Source organism: Streptomyces sp. NPDC004051, assembly GCF_053604275.1.
This window is the reverse complement of sequence record NZ_JBSGHG010000011.1, coordinates 147,468-167,830: the sequence shown is the minus strand read 5'-3', so window position 1 is coordinate 167,830 and position 20,363 is coordinate 147,468. Positions and strand designations below refer to the sequence as shown.

The following is a 20,363-nucleotide window of genomic DNA, read 5'->3' as shown; positions in this document are numbered from 1 at the left end:
CCTGCGCGCCGGTGACGGACGCCCGGTGCGGAGGGTGCGCGCGCGAGGGGGTGGCCGAAGGGGGACGAACGATGCGTCACTCGCCGCATAGGACGGCCCTGTTGGTGGCACGATGGTTCTGGCGGGGTGCGCGGGGATGCGTCGCCCGGGCCGGCGAAGCGGACCGACCGAGGGTGTGATCAGTTGTGGCCATTTCACTGTCTGTCGTGGTGCTGTTGGCGATCGTCCTTGTGGTGCTGATCAGAGGGGGGTCCATCAAGGCCGGACCCGCGATCGTCGCGATCCTCTTCGGCTTCTTCCTCGCCTCGACCGGCATGGCCCCGTCGATCAACCGCTTCATGGACTCGATAGCGGACATGATCAGCTCGATCAGCTTCTGATCCCCGCGGAGGCGCGGGGCGGGCCGGAACGCGATCAGGGCCGGGCCGGAGGGGTGAATCCTCCGGCCCGGCCCTGAGCCGTGCGGAGCGGGCGACGGGAATCGAACCCGCGTAGCTAGTTTGGAAGACTAGGGCTCTACCATTGAGCTACGCCCGCAGGAGCGCACCGCAGGTCGGGAGGACCGCGGTACTGACAGGCATCGTAGCGGGTGGTGCGCCCTCGGCGCACACCCCGGGCCCACTCGGGCCCCGTCACCGCACCGCGCCCGCGATACGCGGAGGCCACAGCGCGCGGCGGCATGTACCCTACGTGTCGCACCAGACGGGGTGTGGCGCAGCTTGGTAGCGCGTCCGCTTTGGGAGCGGAAGGCCGTGGGTTCAAATCCCGCCACCCCGACCAGTCACCCGATCACCCGTAGTGATCGGCTTTTGGGCGCTGTAGTCGCTGCCGTTACTATGCAAGCTGCACGCCCGTGTGTCTCAGGTCTGAAGTCTCCGGGCGGCGAATCCGCCGGACCGTTCTGGTCCCGGCAGAATCCGAGAAGTCAGCCACAAGGAGACCGAACCGTGAAGAGCGCCGTGGAGACCCTGAACCCGACCCGGGTTCGGCTCACTGTCGAGGTGCCCTTCGAGGAGCTCAAGGACAGCCTCGACGCGGCGTACAAGAAGATCAACCAGCAGGTCACGGTGAAGGGCTTCCGCAAGGGCAAGGTCCCGGCCCGGGTCATCGACCAGCGCTTCGGCCGCGGTGCGGTGCTGGAGGAGGCGGTCAACGACGCCCTCCCGAAGTTCTACACCGACGCGGTCAACGAGGCCGAGCTGAACCCGCTGGGCCAGCCCGAGGTCGACATCACCGAGCTGAAGGACGGCGAGACGCTGAACTTCACCGCCGAGGTCGACGTCCGCCCGACCATCGAGATCCCGGACTACTCCGGCATCGAGGTCGAGGTCGACGCCGTCGAGGTCACCGACGAGGACGTCGACAAGGCCGTCGAGGAGCTGCGCGGGCGCTTCGCCTCCACCTCCCCGGTCGAGCGCGCCGCCGAGGACGGCGACGTCGTCACCATCGACCTGGAGGCCAAGGTCGACGGTGAGGTGCTGGAGGACGGCATCGCCAACGGCGTCTCCTACACCATCGGCTCCGGCGAGCTGCTGGACGGCGTCGACGCCGCCGTCACGGGCCTGTCGGCCGACCAGGAGGCCACCTTCACCTCCGAGCTCAAGGGCGGCTCCGCGGCGGGCAAGGAGGCCGAGGTCACCGTCCGGGTCACCCAGGTCGCCAAGCGTGAACTGCCCGAGCTGGACGACGAGTTCGCGCAGCTCGCCTCCGAGTTCGACACCCTCGAGGAGCTGCGCGCGGACAGCCGCAAGCGCCTGGAGAACATGAAGCAGTACGACCAGGCCACGCAGGCCCAGGAGCGTGTCCTGGACAAGCTGCTCGAGCTGGTCGAGGTGCCCGTCCCCGAGAAGCTGCTCGAGGACGAGATCAACACCCGCAAGCACAACCTCGAGCACCACCAGCTCGCTCAGATGGGTCTCGACCTCGAGAAGTACCTGGAGATCCAGGGCAAGACGGCCGAGGAGTTCGACACCGAGACCCGCGAGGCCGCGGTCAAGGGCATCAAGACCCAGTTCGTCCTCGACCAGCTGGTCAACCAGGAGAAGCTGAACGTCAACCAGGAGGAGCTCACCGAGCACCTCATGCGGCGCGCGGCCTCCTCCGGCATGTCCCCCGACCAGTTCGCCCAGGCCGTCGTCGAGCAGGGCCAGGTTCCGCTCCTGGTCGGCGAGGTCGCCCGCGGCAAGGCCCTGGCCACCGTGGTCGAGAAGGCCACGGTCAAGGACACCAACGGCGAGATCATCGACCTCGAGGACGAGGACGAGGAAGAGGCGGGCGAGACGGAGGCCGGCGAGGCCACCGCCGAGGCCACCGACGCCGCCGAGGCCAAGGCCGACGAGGCCGACACCAAGGCCGACAAGGCCGAGGAGAAGACCGAGGGCTGATCCTCGCGTCGCCTCTGACGGACGTACGACGGGCCCCGGACCATCATGGCCGGGGCCCGTCTGCCGTACGGCCGCACCGGCCCCGCCGGCCGGCCCGCCCACGGCGGGCGGGACCCCGCCCCGCCCGTGGGGCCACCTGCGCTCACAGCGAACACCCCCCGCTGCGGGATTCCCCGAAGGGGCCCGCGCGTTAGGGTCCATGAATACGAGGGCAGGGGAGTCCGCGAGTACGGCCGGACGGCCCCACACCCCGGCAGAACACGTGAGACGGCCCGGCGCCGTCGTAAGACGAGCAGGTGGATACGTGACGAATCTGATGCCTTCAGCCGCCGGCGAGCCTTCCATCGGTGGTGGCCTCGGCGACCATGTCTACAACCGGCTGCTCAACGAGCGGATCATCTTTCTCGGCCAGCCGGTCGACGACGACATCGCGAACAAGATCACCGCACAGCTTCTGCTCCTTGCCGCTGACCCGGACAAGGACATCTACATGTACATCAACAGCCCGGGCGGTTCGATCACGGCCGGCATGGCGATCTACGACACCATGCAGTACATCAAGAACGACGTGGTGACCATCGCCATGGGCCTCGCGGCCTCGATGGGTCAGTTCCTGCTCAGCGCGGGCACGCCCGGCAAGCGCTTCGCGCTGCCGAACGCGGAGATCCTGATCCACCAGCCCTCCGCCGGACTGGCCGGTTCGGCCTCGGACATCAAGATCCACGCCGAGCGGCTGCTGCACACCAAGAAGCGCATGGCCGAGCTCACCTCCCAGCACACGGGCCAGACGGTCGAGCAGATCACCCGGGACTCGGACCGCGACCGCTGGTTCGACGCCTTCGAGGCCAAGCAGTACGGCCTCATCGACGACGTCATCCCCACGGCCGCGGGCATGCCGGGCGGCGGCGGCACCGGGGCGGCCTGAGCGGCCCACGGGAGCCCCAGCGGCCCCGCAGGACCCCGTCGGACCCGCTCGGACTCAATCCGGGGCCCGACGACAGCCCCAGCAGCCCCGGCCGACCGCCTCAGCCCCTTTCCAGGAGACACCGTGAACGACTTCCCCGGCAGCGGCCTGTACGACCGCACCCGTGCCGAGTACACCGGCCCCGCGGCCGAGTCCCGCTACGTCATCCCGCGCTTCGTCGAGCGCACCTCCCAGGGCATCCGCGAGTACGACCCGTACGCGAAGCTCTTCGAGGAGCGGGTGATCTTCCTCGGCGTGCAGATCGACGACGCCTCCGCCAACGACGTCATGGCGCAGCTGCTGTGCCTGGAGTCGATGGACCCCGACCGGGACATCTCGGTCTACATCAACAGCCCCGGCGGCTCCTTCACCGCGCTCACGGCGATCTACGACACCATGCAGTACGTGAAGCCGGACATCCAGACGGTCTGCATGGGCCAGGCGGCCTCCGCCGCCGCCGTCCTGCTCGCCGCCGGCACCCCCGGCAAGCGCATGGCCCTGCCGAACGCGCGCGTGCTGATCCACCAGCCGTACAGCGAGACCGGCCGCGGTCAGGTCTCCGACCTGGAGATCGCCGCCAACGAGATCCTCCGGATGCGTTCGCAGCTGGAGGAGATGCTGGCCAAGCACTCCACCACGCCGGTCGAGAAGATCCGCGAGGACATCGAGCGGGACAAGATCCTCACGGCCGAGGACGCGCTGAGCTACGGTCTGATCGACCAGATCATCACCACCCGGAAGATGGACAACACCAGCCTGCGCTGACGCGTGGCATCCGGGAGGCTGTATTGTCTGCCGCTCCTTGGCACGGTCGCGGACGGTCCGCGTCGAAGCGAACCGTGCCAAGGGGGGCCCGGACGGGGGGCCCGGCAAGGTACCGTCGGACATAAGGCAGCACCAGGAGTCGCTGGACGTCGACGTCCAGGCGGCTCCCAGGCGAAGGGGAAGCACACCGTGGCACGCATCGGTGACGGCGGCGATCTGCTCAAGTGCTCGTTCTGCGGCAAGAGCCAGAAGCAGGTCAAGAAGCTCATCGCAGGGCCCGGTGTGTACATCTGCGACGAGTGCATCGACCTCTGCAACGAGATCATCGAGGAAGAGCTCGCCGAGAGCAGCGAGGTCCGCTGGGAGGAACTGCCCAAGCCCCGCGAGATCTACGAGTTCCTCGAGGGGTACGTGGTCGGCCAGGAGTCGGCCAAGAAAGCTCTCTCCGTCGCGGTGTACAACCACTACAAGCGCGTCCAGGCGGGGGAGAACGGCGGCGCCCAAGGCCGTGAGGACGCCATCGAGTTGGCGAAGTCCAACATCCTGCTGCTGGGCCCCACCGGCTCCGGCAAGACCCTCCTCGCCCAGACCCTCGCCCGCATGCTGAACGTCCCGTTCGCGATCGCCGACGCCACCGCCCTCACCGAGGCCGGGTACGTTGGCGAGGACGTCGAGAACATCCTGCTCAAGCTGATCCAGGCCGCCGACTACGACGTCAAGAAGGCCGAGACCGGCATCATCTACATCGACGAGATCGACAAGGTCGCCCGCAAGAGCGAGAACCCGTCGATCACGCGCGACGTGAGCGGCGAGGGCGTCCAGCAGGCCCTGCTGAAGATCCTTGAGGGCACCACGGCGTCCGTCCCGCCGCAGGGCGGCCGCAAGCACCCGCACCAGGAGTTCATCCAGATCGACACGACGAACGTCCTGTTCATCGTGGGCGGCGCCTTCGCCGGCCTGGAGAAGATCATCGAGGGCCGGGCGGGGGCCAAGGGCATCGGCTTCGGCGCCACCATCCGCTCCAAGCGGGAGCTGGAGTCCAAGGACCAGTTCGAGCAGGTCATGCCGGAGGACCTGGTCAAGTTCGGCATGATCCCCGAGTTCATCGGCCGGCTCCCGGTCATCACCTCGGTCCACAACCTCGACCGCGAGGCCCTGCTGCAGATCCTGATCGAGCCGCGCAACGCGCTCGTCAAGCAGTACCAGCGCCTCTTCGAACTCGACGGCGTCGAGCTGGACTTCGAGCGCGAGGCACTGGAAGCCATCGCCGACCAGGCCATCCTCCGCCAGACCGGCGCCCGCGGTCTGCGCGCCATCATGGAGGAAGTCCTCCAGGGCGTCATGTACGAGGTCCCGTCCCGCAAGGACGTCGCCCGGGTGGTCATCACCGCGGACGTGGTCCTCTCCAACGTCAACCCGACCCTGATCCCGCGCGACGCCCGCGGCCGCGGACCGGGCGAGCAGAAGACGGCGTAGCGGCAACAGCCGTCCCCCGGCACAGGTGAAGGGCCCCGGTCGCTCGACCGGGGCCCTTCACCTGTGCCGGGGGACGACTACGCCGGGACGCGCACCTCGTCGCGGAGCTTCGTGGCGATGTCCGCGGCGGTGTCCTTCGTGATGTCCTTGGTGTTGTCACCGGGGGAGACCACCACGACCGTGCTGTAGTCCGCCCAGATGCAGAACCAGTTGGTGGTGTCCTTCTTGGTGAGGTTGTTCTTGCCCTTGCCGGCCTGGCACTTCATGACCGCACCGTCGAGGTCGACCGCCTCGGGCTCGCCCACCAGCTCGGACAGGAGCGGGTTGTCCGAGTCCTTGCTCTTGCCGGTCTCCTTCTTGATGTTGGCGAAGAGCTTGTCCACGGCGGCCTCGGGGTCCTCGACCTCGCCGTAGGCGCCGAGGAAGGTCACGCCCTTCGCCGTGAGCAGCTCCTCCTTGCTGGGCAGGTCGGCCGGGTCGGGGTTCTTGAGGTCGTACCGGCTGAAGTCGGCCGTCGAGTAGGAGGCGCCCACCGACTTGCCGTTCTTCACTCCGCCCTTGGCCAGGTCCTGCGTGGTGCTGGAGCTCGAGTCCTCGCCGCCCTCACCGACCCGCGTGTACTCGCCCATCACCTTCTCCGGCGCCGAGAGCTTGTGCGGACCGTCGTCCTCCAGGCCGCCCGGGCCGCCTCCGCCGAGCACGAAGTACGCGCCGACGGCGATCGCCACCACGACCGCCGCCGCGCCGACGATCCAGCCGGCCTTCTTGGAGCCGCCGTCCGGCGCCGGGGGCTGCGGGGCGCCGTACGGGGCCTGGCCGTAGGGGGGCTGCTGGGGCGGGACGCCCTGGCCGGGCTGGGGCGGGTGGCCGTAGCCGGGCTGGCCGGGCTGGGGCGCCTGCTGGGGGTAGCCGTAGCCGGGCTGCGGAGCCTGCGGCTGCTGGCCGTAGGGACCCGGCTGGCCGTACGGTCCGGGCTGCTGGGGCTGCCCGCCGTACGGGCCCGGCTGGTTGTGGCTCATCTTCTGGGTTCCCCTCCAGCTGCTTACGTGTCGTTGACATCCTGACTCAGCGGGGACGCGATCAAGCCAGCGGGGGGTGCACCGTTACAAAGGAATCGCGTTTCGGGACTGGGCCGTGACACCCGTAAACTGACGCTCGTGACCGAGAACACTCAGCAGCCGCAGCCAGCTTCCACCCCCGAACTGCCGACCCAGTACGCGCCGGCCGACGTAGAGGGGCCGCTGTACGAGCGCTGGGTGGAGCGGGGCTACTTCGAGGCCGACGCGAAGAGCGACAAGCCCCCGTACACGATCGTCATCCCGCCGCCGAACGTCACGGGCAGCCTGCACCTCGGGCACGCCTTCGAGCACACGATCATCGACACCCTCACCCGCCGCGCGCGCATGCAGGGGTACGAGACGCTGTGGCAGCCCGGCATGGACCACGCCGGCATCGCCACGCAGAACGTCGTCGAGCGGGAACTCGCCAAGGAGGGCAAGTCCCGGCACGACCTCGGCCGGGAGGCCTTCGTCGAGCGGGTCTGGCAGTGGAAGGGCGAGTCCGGCGGACAGATCTCCGGCCAGATGCGGCGCCTCGGTGACGGCGTCGCCTGGTCGCGTGAGCGCTTCACCATGGACGAGGGGCTCTCCAAGGCCGTCCAGACCATCTTCAAGCGGCTCCACGACGACGAGCTGATCTACCGCGCCGAGCGCATCATCAACTGGTGCCCGCGCTGCCTGACCGCGATCTCCGACATCGAGGTCGAGTACCAGGACGACGACGGCGAACTCGTCTCCATGAAGTACGGAGACGGGGACGAGACGATCGTCGTCGCCACCACCCGCGCCGAGACGATGCTCGGCGACACGGCCGTCGCCGTCCACCCCGAGGACGAGCGGTACAGGCACCTGGTCGGCAAGCTCATCAAGCTGCCGCTGACCGACCGCTCCATCCCGGTCGTCGCCGACGAGCACGTCGACCCCGAGTTCGGCACCGGCGCCGTCAAGGTGACCCCGGCGCACGACCCGAACGACTTCGAGATCGGCCGCCGCCACGACCTGCCGTCCCTCACCGTGATGGACGAGCACGCCATCATCACCGTCCACGGCCCCTTCCAGGGCCTGGACCGGCTCGAGGCCCGCTCCGCCATCGTCGCCGCACTGCGCGCCGAGGGCCGGATCGTCGCCGAGAAGCGGCCCTACGTCCACAGCGTCGGCCACTGCTCGCGCTGCAAGACCACCGTCGAGCCCCGGCTGTCCATGCAGTGGTGGGTCAAGGTCGGCCCGCTGGCGAAGGCGGCCGGTGACGCCGTCCGCGACGGCAAGGTCACGATCCACCCGCAGGAGATGGAGAAGCGGTACTTCGACTGGGTCGACAACCTCCACGACTGGTGCATCTCCCGCCAGCTGTGGTGGGGCCACCGCATCCCCGTCTGGTACGGCCCGGACGGCGAGGTCGTCTGCGTCGGTCCGGACGAGGAGCCGCCGACCGGCGAGGGCTGGCACCAGGACACCGACGTCCTCGACACCTGGTTCTCCTCCGGCCTGTGGCCGTTCTCCACGCTCGGCTGGCCCGAACAGACCGAGTCGCTCGCGAAGTTCTACCCGAACACCGTCCTGGTCACCGGCTACGACATCCTCTTCTTCTGGGTCGCCCGGATGATGATGTTCGGCCTGTACGCGATGGACGGCACCCCGCCGTTCCGCACCATCGCCCTGCACGGCATGGTCCGCGACCAGTTCGGCAAGAAGATGTCGAAGTCCTTCGGCAACGCGGTCAACCCGCTGGACTGGATGGACAAGTACGGCAGCGACGCCCTGCGCTTCACCCTCGCGCGCGGCGCCAACCCGGGCGTCGACGTGCCGATCGGCGAGGACTGGGTCCAGGGCTCGCGCAACTTCGCCAACAAGATCTGGAACGCCACGCGCTTCGCGCTGATGAACGGCGCCACGGTCGAGGGCCCGCTGCCGGACGCCTCGCAGATGTCCTCCACCGACCGCTGGATCCTGTCCCGGCTGAACTCCGTCGTCGCCGAAGTCGACGCGCTCTACGACGACTTCCAGTTCGCCAAGCTGTCCGACGCGCTGTTCCACTTCGCCTGGGACGAGGCCTTCGACTGGTACGTCGAGCTGTCCAAGACGACGTTCCAGGCGGGCGGCGAGCCGGCCGAGGTCAGCAAGCGGGTCCTCGGCGAGGTCCTCGACGTCACGCTGCGGCTGCTGCACCCGGTGGTCCCGTTCGTCACCGAGACGCTGTGGACGACGCTGACCGGCGGCGAGTCGGTCGTCATCGCCGACTGGCCCACCGACAGCGGCTTCCGGGACGCCGAGGCCGAACGGGAGATCGAGACCCTCCAGTCGGTCATCACCGAGGTCCGCCGCTTCCGCGCCGACCAGGGCCTGCAGCCCGGCCAGCGGGTCCCCGCCCGGCTGACCCTCGACGGTTCGGCCCTCGCCCCGCACGAACCGGCGATCCGGCAGCTGCTGCGCCTCCAGCCGGAGGGAGACGCGTTCACCGCGACGGCGACCCTGCCGGTGGCGGGCGTCGAGGTCGCCCTGGACCTCTCCGGCGTGATCGACTTCGCGGCGGAGCGCAAGCGCCTCGCCAAGGACCTGGCCGCCGCGCAGAAGGAGCGCCAGCAGGCGGAGGCCAAGCTGGGCAACGAGGCGTTCCTGGCCAAGGCCCCCGACCACGTGGTCGACAAGATCCGTACGCGGCTGGCCAAGGCGGACGAGGACATCACCCGCATCCAGAGCCAGCTGGACCGGCTGCCCCCGGCGTGACCGCGGACCGCGAGTCACTTGCGGCGACCGACGGCCCCCGGAACCCGAGCACGGTTTTGGGGGCCGTCGGCCGCCGTGGGAGGGTCCGCGGGCCGGGTACGTAGACTGGGCCCCGTGAGTGAGCTCCCCCCGAACGACAGCGAGCAGCCCGGCTCCGGCGACCCCCTCGACTCCTTCGAGGAGATCATCGGGGCCGAGACGGAACGAGACCCCGACCTCGCGGTGATCGAGGCCGGCAGCCGCACCCTGCGCACGCAGGGCGGCCCGCCGCAGGCCGAGGTGCCCGCGCGGCCCGCCGACCCCGAGGTCGACAAGGCGCTGCGGGAGGTCGAGGGGGAGCTGGCGTCCCGCTGGGGCGAGACCAAGCTGGAGCCGTCGGTCAGCCGCATCGCCGCGCTGATGGACGTGCTGGGCGAGCCGCAGCGCGCGTACCCCTCGATCCACATCACCGGCACCAACGGCAAGACGTCCACCGCCCGCATGATCGAGGCCCTCCTGGGCGCCTTCGAACTGCGCACGGGCCGGTACACCTCGCCGCACGTCCAGTCGGTCACCGAGCGGATCAGCCTCGACGGGGCGCCGATCTCCGCCGAGCGGTTCGTGGAGACGTACCGGGACATCGAGCCGTACGTCGAGATGGTCGACTCCCGGCAGGAGTACCGGCTGTCCTTCTTCGAGGTGCTCACGGGCATGGCGTACGCGGCGTTCGCCGACGCGCCGGTGGACGTCGCCGTCGTCGAGGTCGGCATGGGCGGCGCCTGGGACGCCACCAACGTGATCGACGGGAGCGTCGCCGTGGTGACGCCGATCGACCTCGACCACACCGACCGGCTCGGCGCCACGCCCGCCGAGATCGCCACCGAGAAGGCCGGCGTCATCAAGCCGGACGCGACGGTGATCATGGCCCAGCAGCCGGTCGACGCGGCCCAGGTGCTGCTGAAGAAGGCCGTCGAGACCGACGCGACGGTGGCCCGGGAAGGGCTCGAGTTCGGTGTCGTCGACCGGCAGGTCGCCGTCGGCGGCCAGCAGGTGACCCTGCGCGGCCTCGGCGGGGAGTACCCCGACCTGTATCTGCCGCTGCACGGCGCCCACCAGGCGCACAACGCGGCCGTGGCGCTCGCCGCCGTGGAGGCGTTCTTCGGCGTCGGCGCCCAGCGGGTCGAACCGCTCGACCTCGACACCGTGCGGGGCGCGTTCGCCGCGGTCGCCTCACCGGGCCGGCTGGAGGTCGTACGCCGCTCGCCCACCGTGGTGCTGGACGCCGCCCACAACCCGGCGGGTGCGCGGGCCGCGGCCACGGCGATCGGGGAGGCGTTCCAGTTCAGCCGGCTCATCGGCGTGGTGGGCGCCAGCAGCGACAAGAACGTGCGCGGGCTGCTCGAGGCCTTCGAGCCGGTCTTCGCCGAGATCGTCGTCACCCGGAACTCCAGCCACCGCGCGATGGACGCCGACGAACTGGCGGGGATCGCCGTCGAGGTGTTCGGCGAGGACCGCGTCCAGGTCGAACCCCGGCTGCCCGACGCGCTGGAGGCCGCGATCACGCTGGCCGAGGAGGAGGGCGAGTTCACCGGAGCCGGTGTGCTCGTCACCGGTTCCGTCATCACCGTCGGCGAGGCCCGAGTGCTCCTGGGAAGGGGCTGAGAAACCGTGCGTACACTCTGCGCTTCGACCCTGATCAGCGAGGTCCTCGTCATCGGCTTCGCCGGACTGGTCGCGATGAAGGGCCCCGGCCTCTCCGTCACCACGGTGTGGACGGTGTGCGGCATCGCCATGTTCCTGTGCGTGGTGCTGTGCGGGATGATCACCCGGCCCGGCGGCGTCGCCCTCGGCTGGGCCCTGCAGATCGCCCTGGTCGCCTCCGGCTTCTTCGTCCCGACCATGTTCTTCCTGGGCGTGCTGTTCGCGGTGCTGTGGTGGGCCTCGGTGCACTACGGGCGGAAGATCGACGAGGCGAAGGCCCGGTTCGCCGCCATGGAGGGCGGGCCCGACACCGCCTGACGGGTGCGGCGACGCGCCCGGTAACCTGCACGGAATCCCTCAGCGTTTTCAGCGTTTCACCGTTTCACCGTTTCAGCGTTCTCAGCACTCTCGCCCGAACCCCAAGGAGCTCCGCCGTGACCCAGCGCACCCTCGTCCTCCTCAAGCCCGACGCCGTCCGTCGTGGCCTGACCGGCGAGATCATCAGCCGTATCGAGCGCAAGGCCGGCTGGCAGCTCACCGCGCTGGAGCTGCGCACCCTGGACCAGGACACACTGGAACAGCACTACGGCGAGCACAAGGGCAAGCCTTTCTACGAGCCGCTGGTGGAGTTCATGGCCTCCGGCCCGGTCGTGGCGATGATCGTCGAGGGTGAGCGGGTCATCGAGGGCGTGCGCCAACTGGCCGGGCCGACCGACCCGGTCGCCGCGGCCCCGGGATCGATCCGCGGCGACTTCGGTGTGATCGTCCGGGAGAACCTGATCCACGCCTCCGACTCCGAGGAGTCCGCCGAGCGCGAAGTGAAGATCTTCTTCCCCGGCCACGCGTGACGTCCCGCCCACCGAGACCGCGCATAACAATCGCATAGCGGCCGTGCGCTGCGCCTCGGCCGTCCGGCGGCTGGTCTGGGGGCTTTACCCCCAGACCTTTTTGACATATGCGCGGCGTTCGGGGGAACGCATGCCTCCGATGGCCCGTCTCCACAAGCAACCGGACCCGCCATCTGATGACAATGGCGAAGACCCTTGCGCAGTGTTCGCGAAGGCGCGTCTACCATGGAAGCCTTCGCGTCACCGTACCCACCTCGCCGACCTGAAAAGCCCTCAAAAGCCAGTGGGAAGGCCAGACGAATCCTCATGGGGAACTCTATGTCGTTCATCGGCCGTGACATGGCTGTCGACCTCGGGACCGCCAACACGCTGGTGTACGTGAGGGGTCGCGGAATCGTGCTCAGCGAGCCGTCCGTCGTCGCGATCAACACCAATACCGGTGGGATCCTCGCGGTCGGTGCCGAGGCCAAGAAGATGATCGGGCGCACCCCCGGCAACATCGTTGCCGTACGCCCGCTGAAGGACGGCGTCATCGCCGACTTCGAGATCACCGAGCGGATGCTCCGCTACTTCATCCTGAAGATCCACAAGCGGCGTTACCTGGCCCGTCCGCGGGTCGTCGTCTGTGTCCCCTCGGGCATCACCGGCGTCGAGCGCCGTGCCGTCATCGAGGCGTCGTCCCAGGCCGGCGCCCGCCAGGTGCACATCATCGAGGAGCCCATGGCCGCCGCCATCGGCTCCGGCCTGCCGGTCCACGAGGCCACGGGCAACATGGTGGTGGACATCGGCGGCGGCACCACGGAGGTCGCGGTCATCTCCCTCGGCGGCATCGTCACCGCCCAGTCCATCCGGGTCGCGGGCGACGAACTGGACAACGCGATCATCCAGCACATCAAGAAGGAGTACTCCCTCCTGCTGGGTGAGCGCTCGGCCGAGCAGATCAAGCTGACGATCGGTTCGGCGTACGACCTCGACACCGACGAACACACCGAGATCCGGGGACGGGACCTGGTCTCCGGGCTGCCCAAGACCGTGGTCATCTCCGCCGAGGAAGTGCGCAAGGCGATCGAGGAGCCGGTCAACTCCATCGTCGATGCCGTCAAGACCACCCTGGACAAGTGCCCGCCGGAGCTGTCCGGCGACATCATGGACCGGGGCATCGTGCTGACCGGCGGCGGAGCGCTGCTGCGCGGTCTGGACGAGCGGCTGCGCCGCGAGACGGGCATGCCCATCCACATCGCCGAGGACCCGCTGGACAGCGTGGCGCTCGGCTCCGGAAAGTGCGTCGAGGAGTTCGAGGCGCTCCAGCAGGTGTTGGACGCCCAGCCGCGCAGATGACGCGGCTCTTCGATTCCGCCGTACGGGACGATCTCCTCTCGTACGGCGGATCGTTGATATAGAGACATAAGCTGACCCCCCGTAGTTCCCGGGTCCGGAGAACCGTGGATCCTCGGTTCTTCGGATGCTCGGTTCCCTTAATTCCCGTTAGTTTCCGACCACTTCGCTACCACCCCCGTTTTCGCTACCCGTTCTCTACGAGGAAGGCACGGCCGTCGCACGTGAGGGACACACGAGAGAGCCGGCTGCTCCTGGTGCTGCTGATCACCACTGCTTTCGCACTGATCACGGTGGACATCCGCGGCGGTGAGGATTCACCGGTCGACGGTGCCCGGCAGGCCGCGGCGGCGGTCTTCGGCCCGATCGAGAACGGAGTGGCCGGCGCGGTCGACCCGATCGGCAACGCCGTCTCCGCGGTCCGCGACTCCGGTGACCGGCACGACCGGCTCGCCGCACTGGAACGGGAGAACGCCGCGCTCAAGGCCGAACTCGGCAGCGACGAACGCAACCGCAGCAGAGCCAAGCAGCTCGACACGTTGCTGAAGGTCGCCGGCCAGGGCCAGTACGGCATCAAAGGCGCCCAGGTCATCGCCATAGGAGCGGCCCAGGGCTTCTCCTGGACCATCACCATCGACATCGGCGCCAACGACGGCGTCAAGCGCGACATGACCGTCCTCAACGGCGACGGACTCGTCGGCCGGGTCACCACCGTCGGCCCGAACACCGCCACCGTGCTGCTCGCCAACGACCCCGACTTCACCGTGGGCACCCGCATGGAGGCCGGTGACGAACTCGGCTTCGCCTCCGGCCAGGGCGACCGTCCCCTGCGCGTCGAACTCCTCAACGGCAAGGCCGAGATCAAGAAGGGCGACCGGCTGGTCACCTTCGGCTCACAGGCAGACAAGCCGTTCGTGCCCGGCGTCCCCGTCGGCACCGTCTCCCGGGTCGACCCCTCCGGCGGCGGCCTCACCCGCACCCTCTACGTCACACCGTTCGTCGGCTTCACCAAGCTCGACATCGTCGGTGTGGTCGTCCAGGCCCCCGAGAAGGACCCGCGCGACACGGTGCTGCCCAAGAAGCCGAAGCCCACGCCCACACCGACCGTCACGGTGACCGTCACCCCGTCGGCCCCGGCCGGCGGCCAGGACCAGCAAGAGCAGTAGGAGCTGTCACCCCATGCGCGTCAACCGGATCCTGCTCTCCAGCTCACTGGTCGTGGTGGCCCTGGTGATCCAGGTGAGCGTCCTCGCCCGCCTCCACCTCCCGGGCGCCGTCCCCGACCTGCTCCTGCTGACGGTCCTCGGCCTCGCCCTGGTCTACGGCCACGTCGGCGGCTCCCTCATCGGCTTCGCCGCCGGACTCCTCGCCGACCTGGCCCCGCCCGCCGACCACGCCGTCGGCCGCTACGCCCTCGTGCTGTGCGTCGTCGGCTACCTCGCCGGGCTGGTCAAACCCGAGAGCGGCCAGGTGAGATCGGCGACCGGCCCGATGGCCGTGGTGGTCGCCGCGGCCGTCGGCACCACCCTGCTCTACGCCGGTGTCGGCGCCCTCGTCGGCGACACCGCGGCCCGCAACGTCGGCCTCGGCGGACTGCTCCTCAGCGCGGCCCTGTACGACCTGCTGCTCGCACCCTTCGTCGTCCCCGGGGTCATGGCCCTGGCCCGGCGCGCCGAGAACGACCCGCTGGCCGAGAACAGTTCAGCCAAGTCCGGCGACGTCGCCTCCGGCTGGAGCGCGGGCGGCACCGGGCTGCGCATCGGCGCCCAGCGGGGCCTGCGGGCGAAGGCGGCGCGGGCGCGGGTGGCGCGGGCCGGCCGCATCAAGGGGGTCAAGCGCCTGTGACACCGCAGAACCCCACCGAGAGGGAGGCAGCCGCCGTGACCTCCCACCCGTCTCCCACCGGCACCCTCAACGGAACGGGCTGCGCCCATGACTAACATCCCCGAGACCGGGCGCAGCCCACGGGTCCAGATCCGGCTCGTCGTCATCCAGATCCTCGTCCTCTCCCTCCTCGGCACCCTGGGCGGGCGCCTGTGGTACCTCCAGATCCGCGAGGGCGCCGAGTACGCGAAGAAGGCCTCCGGCAACCACGTGCAGCAGGTCGTCCAGCCCGCGGTCCGCGGCTCCATCCTGGACGCCCGCGGAGTGGCCCTCGCCGACAACGAGACCCGGCTGGTCGTCTCCGCCTCCCGCACCGAACTCCTGAAGATGCGGGACGACGGCCAGGCCGTCCTCACCAAGCTCGCCGACGTCCTCTCCATGCCCACCAAGGAGGTCATGGAGAAGGTCCGGCTGTGCGACGCCAAGACCCCCCAGCCCTGCTGGAACGGATCGCCCTACCAGCCCATCCCCATCACCGACGAGGCCACCGCCAAGCAGGCCCTGCAGATCCGCGAGCGTGCCGAGGACTTCCCCGGCATCACCGCCGAGCCCCAGGCCGTACGCCGGTACGCAGCCCCCGGGCAGGCCAACACCGCCCAGGTCCTCGGCTACCTCTCGCCCGTCACCGACGAGGAACTCCAGCAGGCCCAGGACACCGACTCGCCCTACCTGCGCTCCGACCAGGTCGGCCGTTCCGGACTGGAACGCGAGTACGACAAGCAGTTGCGCGGCAAGGCGGGCGTCACCCGCTACGAGGTCGACAACCTCGGCCGCGTCATCGGCGAGGCCGAGGCCGACCCCGCCCAGCCCGGCGCCAACCTCGTCACCAGCATCGACGCCCGCGTCCAGCGGGTCGCCGAGTACGAGCTGAACGAGGCGATGAAGCAGGCCCGCAAGGAGATGGACCGCAACACCAACCGCCTCTACGAGGCCGACTCCGGGGCCATCGTCGTCATGGAGGCCAAGACCGGCCGCGTCGTCGCCATGGCCTCCAACCCGAGCTACGACCCCAACGCCTGGGTGGGCGGCATCTCCGGCAAGGACTACGCCAAGCTCACCGGCAAGAAGTCCAACTACCCGCTGCTGAACCGCGCCATCCAGGGCGTTTCGGCACCCGGCTCCATCTTCAAGGTCATCCCGACGGCCGCCGCGATCAACGCCGGGTACTCCTTCAACGGCCCCTACGAGTGCTCCAGCTCGTACTCCATCGGCGGCCAGGTCTTCAAGAACTTCGAGTCCCAGAGCTTCGGCGGCATCAGCCTCGGCCGCGCCCTCGAGGTCTCCTGCGACACCGTCTTCTACCGGCTCGCCCACGAGGAGTGGAAGCGCGACGGCGGCAACAAGCCGAAGAAGAACGCCAAGGACTGGTTCTACAAGACCTCCCACCAGTTCGGCCTCGGCGAGCTGACCGGCATCGACCTGCCCAACGAGGTCACCGGCCGGGTCCCCGACCGCCAGTGGAAGGCCGACTACTGGAAGGCCAACAAGGACGCCTGGTGCAAGTCCGGCAAGAAGGACGGCAGCTACGTCGAGCGCATCGCCTACGAGAACTGCCTCGAAGGCAACCGACTGCGCGCCGGTGACTCCGTCAACTACTCCATCGGCCAGGGAGACACCCTCGTCACCCCCATCCAGATGGCCACCATCTACGCGGCCCTCTCCAACGGCGGCACCCTCTACCAGCCCACCGTCGGCAAGGCCGTCATCAGCCCCGACGGCAAGCAGGTCACGGAGATCGAACCCAAGGCGCACGGCAAGCTGCCGATGACCAAGAAGACCCTCAAGGCCATAGACGGAGCCCTCGAGGGGGTCGCCACCCGCGGTACGGCCGCCTGGCGGTTCGGCGGCTGGCCGCAGGACGAGATCCCCATGCACGCCAAGACCGGTACCGCCGAGGTCCACGGCAAGCAGACCACCTCCTGGTTCGCGACGTACACCAAGGACTACTCGATCGTCATGACGATCTCCCAGGGCGGCACCGGCTCCGGCGCCTCGGGCCCCGCCGTGCGCAACGTCTACAACGCGCTGTACGGCATCTCCCCGGAGGGCGAGATCGACGAGAAGAGGGCGCTGCTGCCCACCCCGCAGAAGACGCTGCCCGAGGTCAGGACGGACGGCACCATCGTCTCCCCGAAGATCTCCAAGGACCCGGCCAAGGACCTGCGGGCCGCCGCGGAGGCAGCAACGGAGGAGGCCGGGACCGAAGAAGACGGGACGGCTCCCGACAACACTCCTGACGGCACCCCCGACGGCCAGGACCAGGGCGCGACCGTGAACACGCCCCCGCCCGCCAACCGCGACACCCGCCGCAGGGACGCACGACGGAGCGCCGGCCGGGCGCGCCGCACGGCAGGCCGGAGGACGGCGTCATGAGCGGCGGAGTCAACAGCTTCCACGTCTCCGGCTACGGACCCGAGCGGGCCGGCTGGACGCGGCTCCTCGCCCGCGACTCCCCGGCCCGGCGACTCGACTGGCCGATACTGCTGTCGGCGACCGCCCTGTCGCTGCTCGGCTCCCTCCTGGTCTACTCGGCGACCCGCAACCGCACCGAGCTCAACCAGGGCGACCCGTACTACTTCCTGGTCCGGCACTGGCTGAACACCGGCATCGGCCTGGCCCTGATGATCGCCATGCTCTGGCTCGGCCCCCGCGCCCTGCGCACCGCCGTACCGGTCCTCTACGGCGCCTCGGTCTTCCTGATCCTGCTGGTGCTCACCCCACTGGGCTCCACCATCAACGGCGCCCACTCCTGGATCAAGCTCGGCGGAGGCTTCTCGCTCCAGCCCTCGGAGTTCGTCAAGCTCACCATCATCCTGGGCATGGCCATGCTGCTCGCGGCCCGGGTCGACGCCGGCGACAAGCCCTACCCCGACCACCGCACGGTCCTCCAGGCCCTGGGGCTGGCCGTCGTCCCCATGCTGATCGTGATGCTGATGCCCGACCTCGGCTCGGTCATGGTCATGGTCGTCATCGTGCTCGGCGTCCTGCTCGCCTCCGGCGCCTCCAACCGGTGGATCTTCGGCCTGATCGGCACCGGAGCCATCGGCGCCGTCACCGTCTGGCAGCTCGGAATCCTCGACGAGTACCAGATCAACCGCTTCGCCGCCTTCGCCAACCCCGAACTCGACCCCGCCGGCGTCGGCTACAACACCAACCAGGCCCGCATCGCCATCGGCTCCGGCGGCCTCACCGGCTCCGGCCTCTTCCAGGGCTCGCAGACCACCGGCCAGTTCGTCCCCGAGCAGCAGACCGACTTCGTCTTCACCGTCGCCGGGGAGGAACTCGGCTTCGTCGGCGGCGCACTGATCATCGGCCTGCTCGGCGTCATCCTGTGGCGCGCCTGCCGCATCGCCCGCGACACCACCGACCTGTACGGCACCATCGTCGCCGCCGGCATCGTCGCCTGGTTCGCCTTCCAGACCTTCGAGAACATCGGCATGACCCTCGGCATCATGCCGGTCACCGGTCTGCCCCTGCCGTTCGTCTCCTACGGCGGCTCGTCGATGTTCGCGGTGTGGCTGGCCGTGGGCCTCCTGCAGTCGATCAGACTGCAACGCCCGCTGTCCGCGTGACCGCGACCCCGTCCGGCCGCACGGCCGGTGCGCGACGGCCCCGCCGCCGCGCACCGGCCACGACTAGATCCGGGTCCGGCGGATAGGTTCAGTTCATGGCGGACACCACACGCGAAATCGAGCGAAAGTACGAGTCCGGCGACAACGGACTCCCCGACCTGACCGGCCTCCCCGGCGTGGCCTCCATCGCCGACCAGGGCACCGTCCACCTCGACGCCACCTACTACGACACCGCCGACCACCGCCTCACCGCCGCCTCCCTCACCCTGCGCCGCCGCACCGGCGGCTCCGACGCCGGCTGGCACCTGAAGTTCCCCGTCGCCCCCGGAGTGCGCGACGAGATCCGCGCCCCGCTCTCCGACACCCTCCCGGAGGACCTCGCCCGGCTCGTCCGCTCCCGCGTCCGCGGCGCCGCGCTGGGCCCCGTGGTCCGGCTGCGCTCCGACCGCGAGGTGCGCCACCTCCTCGACACCACCGGCCGGCTCCTCGCCGAGATCAGCGTCGACACCGTGCACGCCGAACGCCTCACCGGCGACGGCACCGCCCGGTGGACCGAGATCGAGGTCGAACTCGCCGACGGCGGCGACCCCGCCTTCCTCGACCAGGTCGACGAACGGCTCCGCAAGGCGGGCCTGCGCCCCTCGAAGTCACCCTCCAAACTCGCCAGGGCCCTCGCCGAGACGGCACCCCCCACGCACACCCCCCAGGCCGCCCCCGCACCCGCGGCCGCCCCCGCCGCGGCGCCGAAGCGCAAGCACCGCAGCCGCCCGGTCGGCCAACCCGTCACCGCCGGCGACCACGTCCTCGCCTACGTCCGCGCCCAGCGGGACGCCCTCGTCGAACTCGATCCCGCCGTACGCCAGGACGTACCCGACTCCGTGCACCGCATGCGCGTCGCCACCCGCCGCCTGCGCAGCACCTTCCGCTCCTTCCGCAACGTCCTCGACCGGAAGACCACCGACCCCATCGGCGCCGACCTGAAATGGCTGGCCGGAGAACTCGGCCTCGACCGCGACCAGGAAGTCCTCGCCGAGCGCCTCACCACGGCCCTGGACGACCTGCCCGGCACCCTCGTCCACGGCCCCGTGCGCGACAGGCTGACCACCTGGGCCGAGACCGGCCACCGCGGAGCCCACGGCAAGGTCACCGGAGTCCTCGACTCCCGCCGCTACCTCACCCTGCTCGACGCCCTCGACGCCCTGCTGGCCGACCCGCCCCTGCGGAAGAAGGCCGCGGCCGGCCCGGACAAGGCGCTCGCCAAGGCCGTGGGCAAGGACCTCGACAAGCTCTCCGGCCTCGTCACCCGGGCCCTGGACCTCCCGCCCGGCCACGAACGCGACCTCGCCCTGCACGACGCCCGCAAGAAGACCAAGCGCACCCGCTACGCCGCCGAGGCCGCCACCCCGGCCCTCGACGCCCCCGCCAAGGACCTGGTAAAGAGCATGAAGTCCCTCCAGGGCCTGCTCGGCGACCACCAGGACAGCGTCATGGCCCGCAAGACCCTGTGCGAACTCGCCGCCGTCGCCCACGCGGCGGGCGAGAGCGACTTCACGTACGGGGTGCTGTACGGACGCGAGGAACGGCGCGCGGAGATCACCGAGAACGCCCTCCCGGAAACCTGGAAGCCGATCAGAAAATCCGCCGCCTTCTGAAGCGGTTAGGCTGGATGGTCA

16 protein-coding genes and 2 tRNA genes are annotated in these 20,363 nt (G+C 69.7%); 16 read left to right on the top strand and 2 right to left on the bottom strand.

The window, feature by feature from the left end; all coding sequences use genetic code 11:
* Positions 1-185: 185 nt before the first annotated feature.
* Complete coding sequence (locus ACWEQO_RS15090) at positions 186-380, top strand: hypothetical protein (protein ID WP_361456119.1); 195 nt, start codon at positions 186-188, stop codon at positions 378-380.
* Between the two features lie 86 nt (positions 381-466).
* Here the strand turns inward: ACWEQO_RS15090 and ACWEQO_RS15085 are convergent.
* A tRNA-Gly gene (locus tag ACWEQO_RS15085) sits at positions 467-537 on the bottom strand.
* Positions 538-703: 166 nt separating this feature from the next.
* Between ACWEQO_RS15085 and ACWEQO_RS15080 the strand changes: the two genes are divergently transcribed.
* The 5 genes from ACWEQO_RS15080 to clpX all read left to right on the top strand — a co-directional run bounded on the left by ACWEQO_RS15080 (position 704) and on the right by clpX (position 5,589).
* Positions 704-780, top strand: a tRNA-Pro gene (locus ACWEQO_RS15080).
* Between the two features lie 167 nt (positions 781-947).
* Positions 948-2,384 (top strand): trigger factor, encoded by a 1,437-nt coding sequence (gene tig, locus ACWEQO_RS15075; RefSeq protein WP_452982973.1) that lies wholly within the window; start codon positions 948-950, stop codon positions 2,382-2,384.
* A 316-nt stretch (positions 2,385-2,700) separates the two neighbouring features.
* On the top strand, positions 2,701-3,309 hold the full coding sequence (locus tag ACWEQO_RS15070) for an ATP-dependent Clp protease proteolytic subunit (protein WP_452983050.1): 609 nt from the start codon (positions 2,701-2,703) through the stop codon (positions 3,307-3,309).
* 123 nt (positions 3,310-3,432) lie between these two features.
* Positions 3,433-4,113 (top strand): ATP-dependent Clp protease proteolytic subunit, encoded by a 681-nt coding sequence (locus tag ACWEQO_RS15065; RefSeq protein ID WP_452982971.1) that lies wholly within the window; start codon positions 3,433-3,435, stop codon positions 4,111-4,113.
* A 189-nt stretch (positions 4,114-4,302) separates the two neighbouring features.
* Positions 4,303-5,589: an ATP-dependent Clp protease ATP-binding subunit ClpX gene (clpX, locus tag ACWEQO_RS15060; protein WP_361456112.1), complete on the top strand. Its 1,287-nt coding sequence runs from the start codon at positions 4,303-4,305 to the stop codon at positions 5,587-5,589.
* 77 nt (positions 5,590-5,666) lie between these two features.
* Here clpX and ACWEQO_RS15055 read toward each other — a convergent pair whose 3' ends face one another.
* Positions 5,667-6,608: a hypothetical protein gene (locus ACWEQO_RS15055; protein ID WP_452982967.1), complete on the bottom strand. Its 942-nt coding sequence runs from the start codon at positions 6,606-6,608 to the stop codon at positions 5,667-5,669.
* 138 nt (positions 6,609-6,746) lie between these two features.
* Between ACWEQO_RS15055 and ACWEQO_RS15050 the strand changes: the two genes are divergently transcribed.
* From ACWEQO_RS15050 to ACWEQO_RS15005, 10 genes are all read left to right on the top strand, one after another.
* Positions 6,747-9,371, top strand: coding sequence for a valine--tRNA ligase (locus ACWEQO_RS15050; protein WP_452982964.1), 2,625 nt, complete (start codon positions 6,747-6,749; stop codon positions 9,369-9,371).
* 114 nt (positions 9,372-9,485) lie between these two features.
* Positions 9,486-11,012 (top strand): bifunctional tetrahydrofolate synthase/dihydrofolate synthase, encoded by a 1,527-nt coding sequence (gene folC / locus ACWEQO_RS15045; RefSeq protein WP_452982961.1) that lies wholly within the window; start codon positions 9,486-9,488, stop codon positions 11,010-11,012.
* 6 nt (positions 11,013-11,018) lie between these two features.
* On the top strand, positions 11,019-11,369 hold the full coding sequence (locus tag ACWEQO_RS15040) for a DUF4233 domain-containing protein (protein ID WP_452982958.1): 351 nt from the start codon (positions 11,019-11,021) through the stop codon (positions 11,367-11,369).
* A 116-nt stretch (positions 11,370-11,485) separates the two neighbouring features.
* Positions 11,486-11,899, top strand: coding sequence for a nucleoside-diphosphate kinase (gene ndk, locus ACWEQO_RS15035; RefSeq protein ID WP_361456094.1), 414 nt, complete (start codon positions 11,486-11,488; stop codon positions 11,897-11,899).
* A 318-nt stretch (positions 11,900-12,217) separates the two neighbouring features.
* Positions 12,218-13,237 carry a rod shape-determining protein gene (locus ACWEQO_RS15030; protein ID WP_452982955.1) on the top strand — a complete coding sequence of 340 codons (1,020 nt, stop codon included), beginning with the start codon at positions 12,218-12,220 and terminating at the stop codon, positions 13,235-13,237.
* A gap of 221 nt (positions 13,238-13,458) precedes the next feature.
* Complete coding sequence (gene mreC, locus ACWEQO_RS15025; protein WP_452982952.1) at positions 13,459-14,400, top strand: rod shape-determining protein MreC; 942 nt, start codon at positions 13,459-13,461, stop codon at positions 14,398-14,400.
* Positions 14,401-14,413: 13 nt separating this feature from the next.
* The gene (gene mreD / locus ACWEQO_RS15020) at positions 14,414-15,079 is read left to right on the top strand and encodes a rod shape-determining protein MreD (protein WP_361456085.1); all 666 of its coding nucleotides are present in this window, start codon (positions 14,414-14,416) and stop codon (positions 15,077-15,079) included.
* An 87-nt stretch (positions 15,080-15,166) separates the two neighbouring features.
* Complete coding sequence (mrdA, locus tag ACWEQO_RS15015; protein WP_452982949.1) at positions 15,167-17,491, top strand: penicillin-binding protein 2; 2,325 nt, start codon at positions 15,167-15,169, stop codon at positions 17,489-17,491.
* The gene (gene rodA, locus ACWEQO_RS15010) at positions 17,488-18,690 is read left to right on the top strand and encodes a rod shape-determining protein RodA (protein WP_361456079.1); all 1,203 of its coding nucleotides are present in this window, start codon (positions 17,488-17,490) and stop codon (positions 18,688-18,690) included. Before mrdA ends, rodA begins: the two co-directional genes overlap by 4 nt.
* Positions 18,691-18,785: 95 nt before the next feature.
* The gene (locus tag ACWEQO_RS15005) at positions 18,786-20,342 is read left to right on the top strand and encodes a CYTH and CHAD domain-containing protein (RefSeq protein WP_452982945.1); all 1,557 of its coding nucleotides are present in this window, start codon (positions 18,786-18,788) and stop codon (positions 20,340-20,342) included.
* Positions 20,343-20,363 lie beyond the last annotated feature (21 nt).